Origin of the sequence: Pseudoalteromonas arabiensis, assembly GCF_001550155.1 — a bacterium.
GTDB lineage: Bacteria > Pseudomonadota > Gammaproteobacteria > Enterobacterales > Alteromonadaceae > Pseudoalteromonas > Pseudoalteromonas arabiensis.
The window spans coordinates 229,748-244,270 of record NZ_LRUF01000024.1; the positions used below are offsets into that span (position 1 = coordinate 229,748).

Annotated in this window: 12 protein-coding genes; 4 read left to right on the top strand and 8 right to left on the bottom strand. The window is 40.8% G+C overall.

The features are described from left to right. Window positions 1–41: 41 nt before the first annotated feature. The 3 genes from PAARA_RS20910 to PAARA_RS14270 all read right to left on the bottom strand — a co-directional run bounded on the left by PAARA_RS20910 (window position 42) and on the right by PAARA_RS14270 (window position 2,684). Window positions 42–170: a hypothetical protein gene (locus tag PAARA_RS20910; RefSeq protein ID WP_276325283.1), complete on the bottom strand. Its 129-nt coding sequence runs from the start codon at window positions 168–170 to the stop codon at window positions 42–44. 123 nt (window positions 171–293) lie between these two features. Then, window positions 294–1,727 (bottom strand): sodium:proton antiporter NhaD, encoded by a 1,434-nt coding sequence (gene nhaD / locus PAARA_RS14265; protein WP_083515328.1) that lies wholly within the window; start codon window positions 1,725–1,727, stop codon window positions 294–296. 228 nt (window positions 1,728–1,955) lie between these two features. Continuing rightward, window positions 1,956–2,684, bottom strand: coding sequence for a glutathione peroxidase (locus PAARA_RS14270; RefSeq protein ID WP_062569689.1), 729 nt, complete (start codon window positions 2,682–2,684; stop codon window positions 1,956–1,958). 114 nt (window positions 2,685–2,798) lie between these two features. Between PAARA_RS14270 and PAARA_RS14275 the strand changes: the two genes are divergently transcribed. Continuing rightward, window positions 2,799–3,698, top strand: a complete 900-nt coding sequence (locus PAARA_RS14275) for a LysR substrate-binding domain-containing protein (RefSeq protein WP_062569690.1) — start codon at window positions 2,799–2,801, stop codon at window positions 3,696–3,698. On the opposite strand, the gene PAARA_RS14280 is transcribed toward PAARA_RS14275, so the two are convergent. Beyond that, a complete protein-coding gene (locus PAARA_RS14280) occupies window positions 3,681–4,871 on the bottom strand; it encodes a flagellar assembly protein FlgT (protein WP_062569691.1) in 1,191 nt (396 codons plus the stop codon). The two genes, PAARA_RS14275 and PAARA_RS14280, sit on opposite strands and share 18 nt — an antisense overlap. Window positions 4,872–4,982: 111 nt before the next feature. Here PAARA_RS14280 and PAARA_RS14285 point away from each other — a divergent pair, with 111 nt between their 5' ends. The 3 genes from PAARA_RS14285 (at window position 4,983) to PAARA_RS14295 (ending at window position 8,230) form a co-directional block, all read left to right on the top strand. Then, window positions 4,983–5,441 carry an LPP20 family lipoprotein gene (locus PAARA_RS14285; RefSeq protein ID WP_062569692.1) on the top strand — a complete coding sequence of 153 codons (459 nt, stop codon included), beginning with the start codon at window positions 4,983–4,985 and terminating at the stop codon, window positions 5,439–5,441. Between the two features lie 120 nt (window positions 5,442–5,561). Continuing rightward, the gene (locus tag PAARA_RS14290) at window positions 5,562–6,269 is read left to right on the top strand and encodes a transglutaminase-like cysteine peptidase (RefSeq protein ID WP_083515329.1); all 708 of its coding nucleotides are present in this window, start codon (window positions 5,562–5,564) and stop codon (window positions 6,267–6,269) included. After that, entirely contained in the window at window positions 6,263–8,230 is a 1,968-nt protein-coding gene (locus PAARA_RS14295; RefSeq protein WP_062569693.1) for a bifunctional diguanylate cyclase/phosphodiesterase, read from the top strand. Before PAARA_RS14290 ends, PAARA_RS14295 begins: the two co-directional genes overlap by 7 nt. Here the strand turns inward: PAARA_RS14295 and PAARA_RS14300 are convergent. The 4 genes from PAARA_RS14300 to PAARA_RS14315 are packed head-to-tail and all read right to left on the bottom strand — an operon-like array spanning window position 8,227 to window position 14,459. After that, on the bottom strand, window positions 8,227–8,814 hold the full coding sequence (locus PAARA_RS14300; protein WP_062569694.1) for a response regulator transcription factor: 588 nt from the start codon (window positions 8,812–8,814) through the stop codon (window positions 8,227–8,229). The two genes, PAARA_RS14295 and PAARA_RS14300, sit on opposite strands and share 4 nt — an antisense overlap. A gap of 38 nt (window positions 8,815–8,852) precedes the next feature. Beyond that, the gene (locus PAARA_RS14305) at window positions 8,853–10,274 is read right to left on the bottom strand and encodes an HlyD family type I secretion periplasmic adaptor subunit (RefSeq protein WP_062569695.1); all 1,422 of its coding nucleotides are present in this window, start codon (window positions 10,272–10,274) and stop codon (window positions 8,853–8,855) included. Further along, a complete protein-coding gene (locus PAARA_RS14310) occupies window positions 10,271–12,409 on the bottom strand; it encodes a type I secretion system permease/ATPase (RefSeq protein WP_062569696.1) in 2,139 nt (712 codons plus the stop codon). Before PAARA_RS14310 ends, PAARA_RS14305 begins: the two co-directional genes overlap by 4 nt. 31 nt (window positions 12,410–12,440) lie before the next feature. After that, a complete protein-coding gene (locus PAARA_RS14315; RefSeq protein ID WP_245219966.1) occupies window positions 12,441–14,459 on the bottom strand; it encodes a TolC family outer membrane protein in 2,019 nt (672 codons plus the stop codon). Between the last annotated feature and the right edge of the window lie 64 nt (window positions 14,460–14,523).

A 14,523-nucleotide genomic window follows, 5' to 3' on the forward strand; every position in this document is an offset into this window, starting at 1 on the left:
CAAGCAGTATCAACAGCTTGAATAGCTTTAAAGTAACCGGCTTAGTTTGTTACTCTTTCTAATGCACCAGTACGCCATGGTTCAATGATGATTTTGATATGAACATTGGGTTTGAATAAGGTATCAAACGCCCCTTGTACGCCGTCGGTCCCCGCTTTTCCTGTGCGCATTTTTTTAACGACAAAAACATGACAAATTACGACATGGTAATCTATAGGCGGATAAATCTGTAAACGCGGCTGTTATTCGTTTTTAAGACAAGCCCTAGGCATGTAGCTTAGGGCTTGGTTAACTTAGTTAAAGTAAGACGTGTTTAAATATAAATGGGTGAAAACCCCAGCAAAGTAGCCAAGTAATATCACCGGAGACCATTTTAAATGACTGTTAAAGGTGTAAATACCTCTTGCTTGGCCCATTAATGCAACACCCGCAGCAGAGCCAATAGACAATAAACTACCGCCAATGCCTGCTGTGAGGGTAATTAAAAGCCATTGCCCATGAGACATGTCTGGCATCATTTGCAGCACAGCAAACATAACAGGAATATTATCAACAACAGCAGACATTAACCCTAAGATGATATTTGCCCCTGTTGCTGACCAGTTTGTGTAAAGTAGGTCAGACAAGAGTGCTAAATAACCTATAAAGCCTAAACCACCTACACAGATAACGATGCCATAGAAGAATAATAAGGTATCCCACTCGGCACGAGATACGCGACTAAATACATCAAAAGGAACAACATTACCTAAGCGACTGAGGCGTTCTTTGTCGCCTTCTCGTTCAGCCATGGCACGCTTTCTGGCAAGGGAGCCTGGTAGAGTAACACGAAGAAAATAACCAAAAAATTGTAAGTAACCAAGGCCCATCATCATACCTACAACAGGCGGCAAGCCAAAGGCTGTTTTTAGGACGACAGCAGTTAAAATAGTTAGTAAAAATAAGCATAAAATGCGGATAGCACCGCGCTTAAGTTCAACCTCATCATCCACTGTTTTAGGGTGTTTATTATTAATGAAGAAAGACATGACAAACGCGGGAATAATATAGCTAACTAATGCTGGTAAAAATAATACAAAAAATCCAGTGAATTCTATGACATCAGCCTGCCAAACCATCAAGGTGGTAATATCGCCAAAGGGACTAAACGCACCGCCAGCATTAGCAGCAATCACGATATTAATACACGACATAGCAATAAAGCGATTATCATCGGCGGCTACCTTCATAACCACGGCACATAAAAGCAAAGCGGTTGTTAAGTTATCTGCCACAGGAGAGATACAAAAGGCCATTACGCCACTTATCCAAAATAGTTGTTTATAGCTAAAGCCTCGCACTACTAGCCAACTACGTAGGCTATCGAATAATCTTCGCTCTTCAAGTGCATTGATATAAGTCATCGCGACTAATAAAAATAGCATTAACTCAGAGAATTCGAGTAAAGCATGACGAAATGCATCGGTACTTAACTCAGACATATTTTGCGCGCTGTACTGCCAGGCAATGAGTGTCCAAATAATCCCTGCCGCGACAAGCACGGGTTTTGATTTACGTAAATGGATTTTTTCTTCAAGAATAACTAATACATAGGCAAAGATAAAAATAACGACACAGATGATGCCGACAGGGTGGGTAAGTAGGTCAATGGCACCGACTGATTCAGCTTGTGCATAGCCGCTAAACCCCACTAAGGAAAGTAGAAATCCTAGCATTAGTTTATTCATTTATATGTTCCATTTAGTTCATTTTTAATTTCATCACAAAGACTGTGAATGTAGCTGGTGGCTATTTTAGATTTATTCTGGAATTTATGTAATAAACAAGTAATAAAAATGTAGGTATATTGAATATAAATGGGAGTAATGTTGAATATGCTTGGTGCTAAAGGCGTTTTAAGGTGGTTTGTGGAGCACTAAGAGAGCTATATGTTAGCCCTCTTAGTGTCAGTTTGCTTATGCGAAGTGTTTCTCTAAATCATCAGAGCCACCAATGTGCTCTCCACCGATAAATACTTGTGGTACCGTTTCGCGGCCAGACATTGCTTTTAAGCTGGTAAGTGAAGCGTCTCTTCCTAAAATAATTTCTTCATACACATAACCTTTACTTTCTAACAATGCTTTTGCCTTTGTGCAATATGGGCAGTTAGGCTTGGTAAAAAGACTAACAGGTTTTGGTTTTACTTGCGCTGGGTTAATGTACTCAAGCATGGTATCAGCATCAGAGACTTCAAATGGGTCACCTGGCTTTTGTGGCTCAATAAACATTTTTTCGATAACGCCGTCTTTTACTAACATAGAATACCGCCAGCTACGTTTGCCAAAGCCTAAGTCATTTTTATCGACTAGCATGCCCATGCCATCGGTGAATTCGCCGTTACCATCGGGTAGTAGCGTGATATTTTGCGCTTCTTGATTTTGTGCCCATGCGTTCATAACAAAAGTATCGTTAACCGAAATACAAACGATGTCATCGACACCATTTTGCTTAAATACCGGCGCAAGTTCGTTATAACGTGGTAAGTGTGTTGATGAACAAGTTGGTGTAAATGCGCCAGGTAATGCAAACAGTACAACAGTTTTACCTTTGAAAATATCATCACTGGTTAGTGATTGCCATTGTTCATCAATGCGTGTTGCGAATGTAACGTTAGGGACTTTTTGACCTTCAATATTGTTTAACATAGTTTAATTCCTCTTGATTAGTTGAGTGTTATTATGGGGTTATACAGGTAATAGTTCCAATCGTTTGTTTTTATTACTATGATAGTTAAAAGCTATTGATTGTTGGTGAGTACTATGAACTTAAAAGACTTGGAATATGTAAAAGCGGTGGCTCAGTTTAAGCACTTTCGAAAGGCTGCTGATGCCTGTTATGTGAGCCAACCAACCTTGAGTGGTCAAGTTAAAAAGCTTGAACAAGAGCTTGGGGTAACTATTTTTGATCGCTCCACTAAACAAGTGACAGTGACTGTACAAGGTCAACGGTTACTTGAACAAATTAACGCAATCCTTGAGCAAACCCAAGTATTAAAGGAAATTGCCGCAAGCTCGCATGATCCCCTTAAAGGTAAAATAAACGTAGGTATTATTCCCACTATTGCACCTTACTTATTGCCAACCTTGCTCACATCAATGAAGCAAGCCTTTAACGAAACTCATTTTTCATTTATTGAAATGCAAACCGCGCAAACACTTATCGCCCTTGATAACGGAGAAATCGATATTGCAATTGTCGCTGATGTGCCAGACCTCGCTAATTACCATGTATCAGCATTATACAAAGAAGACTTTTTAGTGGCTGTATCTGAGCAGCATGCATTAGCTAATAAAGAGAAAGTTGCACTTACTCAGCTAAGTGATTGTGACTTACTTATGTTAAACGAAGGGCATTGCTTTAAAGAACAAGCCGAGCAATTTTGCTTTTCGGCAGGGGTTGAAGTCTCAAACCAATACAAGGGCAATAGTATCGAAACCCTACTTGCTTTGGTCGCGATGGATGATGGTATTACATTTGTTCCCAAACTTGCTTGCACAACACGAGAGGGAATTAATTATGTGGCCATAACACCTAATCAACAACGGCAAGTTGTTATTGCAACCCGTAAGCATTACCCACATATTGCGGGAGTAGAGCAATTAGCCGCTTGGCTAAATGCTCATAAAGGGTTACAGCAACATTTACTCGCCAGCAGCTAATTCAACAATATCGTTTATTTGAATGTTAGGTAATGGCTGCTCATCAATACTCATGGCAACAGCCGACTGCTGATAGAGTTGGGTAATTTTCACTTGATTAAGGGTGGTGATCTTATGTGGCAGTTTATTACCTTGCGCATCTGTCATGTAGTTGTGATGAGCAATATTTAATAACTCCCCTTGCTGTAAACCATGCGCTTTACCTAGGTTGATTATTAATTTGCCATTTTCAATATGCAAAATTTTGCCTTGTGTAGGTAAACAAGCCATAGCTGCTTGCAAGTCATAAGTGAGGGTTTGGTTTACCTCACTGATGGCTTGACCATAATCGGTTTCCCAAAAGCGGTCGCTATACACATCAATGATGTCGGTTTTTTTGTATGGCCAAATTCCCTCAGTTTGGTAACTTTTCTGCCATAGCTTTTCGTAAGTGGTGCCATCAAATAAAACATAATCGGCTTTGTAAGCACGCTTAAAGCTATCATCTTGCCAAAATGCATAATCGTTATTGAGTTTACGGTTTACCGATAAATCGCGGATACGACTGAGTAATACATATTGTGAGTTACTACGACTGGTTATCTCTTCGAGTAATGCATCGCTGTAGTCATACTGTTGGGTGAAAAAATGATCCACGCGCAACGGCACATTGTAATAGGCTGTCGGTTTTGCGGCCATTTGCGTATTACTCAAGCGAGTATAAAGCTGTTCACTAATGGCTTTATTGACGTCAAAAATTTGGCCCATTCTCGCTTGCTCTCTGTTGGCCAACTGACTTTGTGTTATTGCGATGAATTTAGCATACTTATTTGCAGGGCATTCTTCAGCTTCTGGAAAAATATCTAAGCGAAGTGTAATTGCATAGGTATCGTTATGACGATCTTCGCTAATAAGCTCTATTTTTTGGATCTCACCATGGCTACTAATTTTAAGCTGATCTTGCGTCAAAACTCCGTCTACCAGGGTTTGTACAGAGCTAACACGCGCCCCAGAAAACACTAATGCTTGGGTTATCGCATCTTTCATTGCGGCAGATTTGGCCTGACTTGTATCACCATCTTTAATCGCTGCATGGCCTGTAGATTCAAACCATTGAGCTAAACTATTGTTAGAAAAAACAAGAGTAAAGGCCAGCCCCATGCTGTATAAACTCGTTTTTAATAGACACTTCATGCAAATACCTAGCGACACTGTTCATTGATACCAAGTACTGAGCAAGTAATGTACCAGATTGGCACTAAACGTGCATATTTGTAGAAAATGAGTTTTTAACGGAAACAAGTTATGCGAGCAATGTTAGTTTGTGGCCTAGCAGCCTGTATTGCACTAAGTGGTTGCAGTAGTATTTTTGATAAACACGTCGAGTACACTTATATCGAGCCTGATGACTACCCGATTTTAAAAGCTGTTGGTTATGCACCCATTAGTGCTCAACCAAGTGATAACAAATCACAACGAACTTTACTTGCGATTAAAGCCTCAAAACTTGAAGCATATCGTGAGTTAGCTGAACAGGTTTATGGGCAAAAGATTTCCGCAGGGACGACGGTACAAAACAGCATTGCACATAACGATCAGCTACAAAGCAAAGTGCAGGGTGTTATCAAAGGTGCTCAGGTCATTAAAACGTATGCGGTGGGCGACACTTACGCCACGGAGTTACAACTGGACATGAAACGAGTACATGACTTATATATTGGTGAAATTAAACCGCGTGAAGTAAAAAAAGTGACTTATTATTAAGTACTAAATTCTCATAGTTGCAGCTTGGGTGCTATGCTTTTAAGACTGTTAGTTTTAACAAAAGCATAATGGCATTAACATATCATTTTAACCAAGCTTTTCTCCTTTTAGGAATTGTCTATGCTGTTTAGAGCATATGCGATTGCCTTAAATCAAACTTGGCGAACTCATGCCTGCTGGTTAACCGTTGTCATTATTCTATGTTTAAGTCACTCTGCAATAGCTGATCGCTTAGTTATTGAATTTACCACTTTTATTCAACAGATGCAGCAGCGTTTCGGTGCCAATAGGGTCACTGTTGCAAGGCAGTGGCAAGGGATGTTACAGCAGGCTTCTAATTTACCCGAACAACAACAGGTACTTGTTGTTAACGAGTTTTTTGCCCGTAGTCTGCGTTATCAAACTGATATTCAATTATGGAAGCAAGAAGACTATTGGGCGACCCCTCTTGAAACGCTTGGAAAAGGGCTAGGTGATTGTGAAGATTACGCAATTGCCAAGTATATAAGCCTAAGAGCACTTGGAGTGAGTGACGATAAATTACGGCTTATCTATGTAAAAGCTCAACTAGCTGGTACGCGAAAAACACAAGCGCACATGGTGCTTGGCTACTTTACACACCCGAATGCACAACCACTTATTTTAGACAGTTTAATTGTTAAGGTACTGCCTGCTGCTAAGCGGACCGATCTTAGCCCTGTTTTTAGCTTTAACAGCAAAGGCTTGTGGGCCAATAATTCAACAAAGAGTGTGGCCGATCCGACTGCTAGGCTATCACGGTGGCGTCATATATTAGAGCAATCACGCAAAGAAGGAGTGCGATGGTGAAGGTATTTAATTTATTCAGACTCAAACGAAATAAAACCATTACCTTAAAGCAAGAGCTATGGATTGCTATTTTGCTACTAATCATTATTGGTTTTGTGAGTAGTTTATTGATCAGTACTAATTCTGCAAAAGAGTACTTTACGACTGAGTTGCGAATGAAAAATATAGATAATGCTAACTCACTCGCCTTGATGTTGAGTCAAATGAGTAAAGACCCTGTTGAAATAGAGCTTTTAGTCTCTGCCTCATTTGATACTGGTTATTACCATCGAATTGAGCTACAAGACCCACATGGTAAAACAATAATTAAACGCCTTTATACGGGTGAGCTTACTTTAAACGCACCGAGTTGGTTTAGGCATTTTTATAAGTTAGAGGTTACGCCGGGCGTTGCTCAAGTGAGTGATGGCTGGCAACAATTTGGTACCTTGTATGTTGAAAGCCATAGCCAGTATACGCAAGATGCACTGTGGCAAAGTGCTGTCCATTTATTCTTTAGCTTTTTAGTTGTTGCAGTGGCGGCTTGTATTGCAGGGGCTTATTTTCTATCTAAAATTCTGAGTCCACTCAATGATGTAATGAAACAAGCGGTGGCATTAAGTGAAAAACGCTTTATAAAGTCAAAAGTACCGCGCACCTATGAGTTTGCTAAGCTTGTGTCATCAATGAATTTGTTGTCGACACGTTTTAATCGCATTACTAAAGAAGATAATCGTCGCTTAGAAGAAATTCGTTTTAAAAGTCAACACGATGACTTAACAGGCCTTGCTAATCGAGAGTACTTTAATGCAACTCTTGATACCTTTTTAGAAAACTCACAAGGGCATGGGGGGCTCTTTTTATTCAGAGTGATAAATTTGGATGCATTAACAGAAGAAGTTGGCCGCGTTGAAATGGTGGACTTTTTACGTCGTTTTTCAGAATCATTAGTCTCTTTTTTAGAATCGAATGAAGATAGCTTTAGGCAAAGCCAAATTGCACGTATGTCCCATGTCGATTTTTTAGTGTTATTTAGCGATGTGAGTAATCTCGCAGCCTTGAGCGAGCAGATTTTAAAGTCTCATGAGCAACTTGTTGCAGAGCATAAATCAGTAGCGCTTGCGGTATCACACAGTTGTACACACATTGAAGTTGATGACACCCGTGCCACGCTTTTAAAACGAGTCGATCAGTGCTTGAAGGTTGCCGTAGCAAAACCGGGTTGCAGTGTTTATGTAGATGAAAAACAACAAACGCAAGACAATCATAATGATATTGATACTTGGCGAGAAAGATTAGAATTTGCGCTGAAAGAAAATCAATTAGAAATCGCGTTATTCCCCGTAACAACCTTTGATGAGCGCTTAATACAGCAGCAAATTTCTTTAAGTGTATTAATTGAAGGTGAAAAATATCGCTTTGGCTTTTACTTCCAATGGGCGCAGCGTTTGCATTTATTAGCTCGCCTTGATTGGAGTTTAATGAAACTAATGATTAACGAGTATGGCCAGATTCAAGGGGATACGCTTTTAGGAATGGAAGTTTCAGCTGAAACTTTACAAGATGATATGGCGGTGGCGTCCATTTTAACAGGGTTATCTGCGTATCCTGCACTTGCTAAGCGTATATGCTTTGAGGTGCGAGCAAATTTCGCAATTAAAGAGTTTGCCTTGTTTCGAAGCTTTTGTTCACAAGTTCATAGTATAGGCGCTAAAGTCGCGCTTAAGCGTGTGGGGGCTGAGTTTACTAAATTAAATAAAATCCAAGAGCTTGGCTTAGAGTTAATAAAAATAGACAGTGTTTATTGCCATAACATAAGCTTTAATGAAGATAACCAAAGTTTTCTTCGCGGTGTGTGTTCACTTGCGCACTCTTTAGGCATTAAAGTGGTGGCAGAAGGGGTTAAAAGCCCAAGTGATCAAACGATACTGAAGGGGTTAGGTTTTGATGGGCTTGTGGCGGTTGAAGGTAAAAAAGATTAGTGACCTTTAACCGCTAACATTAACTGCATGCGGTCCCGCACATGCAGTTTATTGAAAATAGAACTCATATGTTCTTTTACGGTGCGTTCTGTGATATTTAACTTTTGTGCGACCTGCTTATTTGTTGCACCCGTGACAACTTCATCAACGACTTGTTTTTCTCGATTTGTTAGGCATGTTAAATCGCAATTGTGTTGGTAGTGAATTTGCTGATTAGATAGCACCCCAACTAAGTTTGATAACAGTTGCCCAGGTAGCCAAATACCTCCTTTACTCACTGTTTCAGCAACTTGCTCAATAATTGCTTTACTGGCATAGGCTTCGATATAGCCACGAGCACCGCACTCTAAGGCTTTACACAGCTGAGAAATGTTAAGCTCTGTTGTCATCACTATTACAGGAATTCTTTGCTCAGTGAGTTTCGATAGAATATTGAGCCAATCAGGTGTCTCTGCAAGTAGCCAAATTAGGCTATCAGCCATTAACCGTTTAGGCACTGATGTTTGTACGCTACAGTCAGCAAATGCAGATTGCCAATGTGGAGATACAAGTTCATCTTGTGTGATAAAAACACTTCTGCGCATAGTTACTCCATTACACTGGCGTGAAGGGCATTCATAGTTTACCTCTCGGTCATGGCTAATGAGGTTGCTCTTAAAATGGGTTTAAACAAATACTCAAGCACGGTTTTTTTTCCGGTAATAATATCGACCTGAGTTGTCATGCCTGGGATAATCGTTAGGTTGTCGGCAAAGTGGTTTCGGTTCGTTTTCAATTGCACTAAATAAAAAGTGTTATCTCTTTCATCGGTAATAGTATCAGCACTGATGTGGGTTACCTGAGCTTCAAGGCCGCCATAAATGGCAAAGTCATAAGCACTGAACTTGATCATAGCCTCTTGTCCTGGCTGCAAAAACGCAATATCTTTTGGTAAGATTTTCGCTTCAACAACGAGCTGGTCATCTAAGGGAATAATTTCCACAGCATCACTACCAGGTTGTAAAATGCCGCCAACTGTATTTACTAATAAGCGTTGAACGGTCCCATTGACGGGGGAGCGGATCTCCGTTTGCGTAACCTTATCTGCCAGCCCTGACTCTGTTTCTTTAATGGCATCAAGGCGAAGAAGTGCTTCTGAAAGCTCATTACTCCAACGGTTGATCATCGCAAGCTCTACTTCAGTCACTTTATTTTTTGCTTCGTTGATGGCAGATAGGCTTCGGTTTATTGCTGCTTTTGTTCGGTTTATCTCACCTGTGTGCTCTACAACTTGGCGCTCCAAACGAATTATATCGATATCAGATACGGCACCTGAACGGAGTAATGGCCGTGTCACAGAAAGTTCTCTGTTCGCTAAACTGAGAGAGTTAGTGTGTTGTTGCAGTGCGGCTCTCGCTTCGGCATAGTCTTGGCGACGCTGCTCTAGTTGGCGCTTATGGATTGTAACTTGTTGTGTCAGCTCTTGATTACTGCTCTCAAACATAGCCTGTTCGTGTGCAACGGCATCCGGCGCTTTTTCGATTAAGTCGGGAGTAAACTCAAGTGGCTTTTTTTTCGTGAGCGCTTTAAGTCGCTCAACTTTCGCTGTTAGAGATAAAATTTTTGCTTGGTTTTCTCTAAATGAAGAGATAAAGCGAGTTGGATCTATCTTCACCAATACATCACCCGCATTGACGATTTGTCCTTCTCGAACAAAAATTTGCTCTATCATGCCACCGTCGTATGATTGTACAACTTGTAATTTATGAGAGGGGATCACTCTGCCTTCACCCCGTGCAACTTCATCTAAATGGGCAAATGCTGACCAAACAAGTAAGGCGACGATAGTTAAGCAAATTAAATACAATAATACTCTGGCACTGGCTGGCTGTTGTTGCATTTTCTCCCATTGCGCGTCAACAACCCAATCTTGAGTATTCGGCGGTGATAACCAACGAGAAAACAAATATGAAAATATAGATGGACGCTTTGCTTTTTGCTTATCCATCGCTTTATTCAAACGTTCGAATGAGCGTTGTTCAATTGGTAAGTCTTTTTTACTCATGATACTTTTCCAACCGTATGAGTCGACAAAGCAGATAAAACGTGGGATTTAGGTCCATCGGCTACAACTTTACCGTTATCTAATACGATGACCCGATCAACAAGCTCTAGCAGTGATGTTCTATGTGTAACAACAATGAGAGTCTTTTCTTGGCAGCTACGTTTTATGTTATTAATGATCTTAGATTCACTATTATGATCCAGTGCTGAGGTAGGCTCATCCATTAATAAAATGGGTGGATTGTTTAGCAAGGCTCTTGCGATCCCCACCGCTTGGCGTTGACCACCAGAGAGTAGGCGACCCTGTTCACCTACTTGCATATCAAATCCGTCAGGGTGTGAATTAATTAACTCAAATAACTGGCTTTGCTGGCACGCAGATAAAATTTGCTCGTCTTTTGCATGCCATGCACTTAGCGTTATATTGTCTTTTAAGGTACCAAAGAATAGTGAAATTGTTTGGGGAACATACCCAATATTATGACGAAGCTCTGCAGGGTCAATTTGGTGAATGTCATTGTTATCAATTAAAATTGATCCAGAATTGGGTTCGTAAAGACCTAAAATAAGTTTTTCTACAGTGCTTTTTCCTGAGCCATTACGCCCTAAAATAGCGACTTTTTCACCTGCCTTTATTTTGAAACTTACACCGCATAACGCTTCATTGCTTTCATCTGAGTATTTGAATCGCACATCGTTAAACTCAATATCTCCGAGTAACACAGGGTGGCTTAGCCAGTGTTTACCAGGGGGGCGTTCGACTTCTTTTTCCATTATTTCATTTAATGAATGCATAGCAATTGCTGCATGATGGAACTGGGCAAGTACCGCCGCAGATTGGCTAATGGGTGCCATAGTTCGAGACGACAATAAATAGGCTGCAATTAGCCCGCCTTGAGTTAAGTCGCCTTCTATAATGAGATGCACACCGATCATCATGATCACCACACCGACACATTGCTGTACCCACGCGCCTGCATTGCTGATTGAAGATGAAATGAGACGACTTTGAGCATTAACTCGAGCAATGTAAATTGTTGATTTTTCCCAATTAGATTGAGTTTTACATTCACTGTGAAAGCTTTTTACATCTTCAATGTTTGTTAAACTTTCTACTAAGACTGCATTTCGCATTGAACTGGCTTTCATTGTTTGCTCAGATAAGCTCTCAAGCTTTCTGTGTGCTGCTAATGCATAGCTCAGCAAAAGCACTGCGCCGATGATAATTGGCAGGCTAAGCTCTACCCCAATAATGGCAATAACAACAAGAAATAAAAGCACGAAGGGAAGATCAACGAGCGCAATTAAAGTGATCGAGCTAAAAAAGCTGCGAACGGCCTCGAAAGACTGAATATTACTCGCAAAGGAACCGGCTGATGCAGGGCGATTCTTTAGTTTCATACCCAAAACTCGCTCCATGATTACCGCCGACACTTTTACATCAATTCTACTTGCAGCAAGCTCGACAAAATAACTGCGCACTAATCTTAGTATGAAATCTGCGGTCAGAGCCAGCAGCACACCGATTGCTAACACCCACAGTGTTTCTGTCGCATGGTTTGGTACAACACGGTCGTAGACGTTCATCACAAACAGTGGCATAGCAATAGAAAGTACACCAAGTGCAATCGCGGAAACAATGACATCTTTATAAAGGGTTCGGCATTCTTTTATTACACCCCAAAACCAGCCATCTTTTGATAGCTTTTGCAGTACCGGTGAGCGTGCATCGAAGGCAAATTCAGGTTGTGCATAAATGACCATACCCGAACTTGTTTCATTCAATTCATCAAGGCTTATCGTGACGGCAGAATCACTTAATTCTGGGTAGATGACTTGTGCGGTATTATCTGTCAGGTTCAGCTTAGTGATAACACATGCTTGATTGTTCTGTAAGATTAATACAGCGGGTAATAAAGCCACATTGAGATCGCAAAGTGCTTTATGAACAACTTTGGTTTTAAAGCCTATCCGTTTCGCTGCCCGTGAAAACCCTGAGGGGTTTAGCAAACCATTTTCAAGAGGAAGGCCGCTCAATAGCGTTTCTCTCGAAAATTCGCGATCATGATAACGACATAAAATCTCTAGGCAATCAACAAGACTACCGCCATGGTCGAGTGCGTCATTTTCTTGCATACACTATCCATACGTTAATTTACAACCTAGCTTAAGACCAGCCATTTTGTGCTGTAGCTGAGCGATTGCTAGAGTCGGTTATTACAGCTTCTATGCGACGGTTTGCAGCATTTGCGCGAACGGAAATTTCGTTAATTCTTGGCTGATCTGTTCCATAGCCTAAAGATGTGACGCGGTTAGGTGCAATACCGTATTGCTGGATAAGTAGCTCTGCGACTGAAAAGGCGCGCTTTTCTGATAGCTTGCGATTGTAAAGGGCAGGGCCTTCTAATGAGGCATGCCCTTGAATCTCCACCTGCTTAGTAGGATGCTCTTTTAAAAATTCAGCTAACCTAGCGATTTCTTGCATATATTCAGGGCGCACTACACTGGAGTCAGCTAGAAAAGGAATACCAATCTCGACATTACTGGTATTACTGCGGTATTTAGTGCACCCTCTGTCATCGACTTCTGTAAATGCGGGGGTCGATGGGCAGTCATCTTGCTCATTTGCAATACCATCATTGTCATCATCAGCAAAGGTTGTTATGGGGGCTTGTGGTGCTGGTGTGGCAGGAATGTTCAAATAACTAGGCATCGCAGTCACACTCATATACGCGTTATCTTGCTTCTTTTTTTCTTGCAAAAACGCTTGTCGTCCCAATGTTGCTGCAACATCGTATTTAGGGCAAACATACTCCGCATTATGCGCAATTGGATCATCGGTAAGTTCACTTATTGATGGGAACTTGTCAGATTTTACATTTAGTGTTTCTAGTAACTTACCCATCTCTGCAAGCATGGTTAAGATCGCAGTTTGACGGTCGTAAAGTGCCGCTGTATAGGCTCTATTTGACTGAAATGATTCGTTCTCTGCGTCAAGTACATCAAGTAAGGTGCGCTGACCAATATCAAACTGATCTTTATACGCAAATTTTACCTTATTAGAAGAATTTTTATGGTTTTCCAAAGAAGGAATTTTACTTTGCAGCACGAGTACATTGTTGTAAGCCACTTGAAGATTTTGTCGTATTTCGATACAGGTTTGGTCACGTTGGTATTTCGCAACATTGACCTCTTGGTACGCTTGATCTAAGTTAGCACTATCACGACCCCCACTGTAGAGGTTATAGCTAATATCAATGCCCACACGTGCTTCAGATTGCGTTTCATCTAACCCCAGCTCGTTTCGGTCTTGCATACCGTAACGTGCTGATAAATCGACATTTGGATGAAAAGCGGCGCGTTGTGAGTCGGCGTTAGCTTGTTGTGCTTCAATATTGTATAAAGAAGCATAAAAGTTAGGGCTGTTTTTATATGCCAAGTCCAGTGCTTGATTGATAGAAATAGGAATAGCATCGTCACTGAGTTTTGCTTTAACAACTCCTTTGGTCGGCAATTCGCCAACAATCCGTAAATAGCGAGCACTTACATCATGTAAGTTTGCATATTCGGTCATGACATTTGATTGAGCGAGTGATAAACGACCACTAATTTGTTCTAAGTCAGCGGCACGTGCCACACCGGCTCCAACGCTTTGTTCAATTTGTTGATAAACCGATTGATGTTCTTGTAGGTTATTTTCTGCAAGTTGTACCAGCTCGGTAAATTTTTGTACATCTAAGTATGCGACACTGGCTTCAAGTGCTGTTTGCTCAGCTTGAGTGAGGAGCTCAAAATAACGGATTAGCTGGATACGTTCAAAACGTCTTACTGTGTTTGAAGTTCGAAATCCATCATAAAGCATCTGTCCTAACGTTAATTCTGCTGTATTACGATTAAACTCTTCATCAATACCATAATTTCGCTTTTCATATCCTGCACTTGCAGATATATCTACCGTTGGTAAATAACCTGAACGCGCTGCATCAATGCCATGCATCGATGCTTTAAATGCATGCCACGCCTGCTGGACTTCAGGGTTATTTGCAATGGCTTTATCGGCGACATAATTAAGTGGCATAGATGAGGTTTGCTCTGCTTGAGCATTTAAAATACATCCGTTTGCAACAAAAAATAAAGCGATAGCACTGATGAGTTTTCTATTAGTGAACTGTTTATTTATAGCCATATCATCCTCTTTTTTGACTAAATTTTATTCACGCTAAGTTAAGGTTTAGCTAACATTTTAAAAT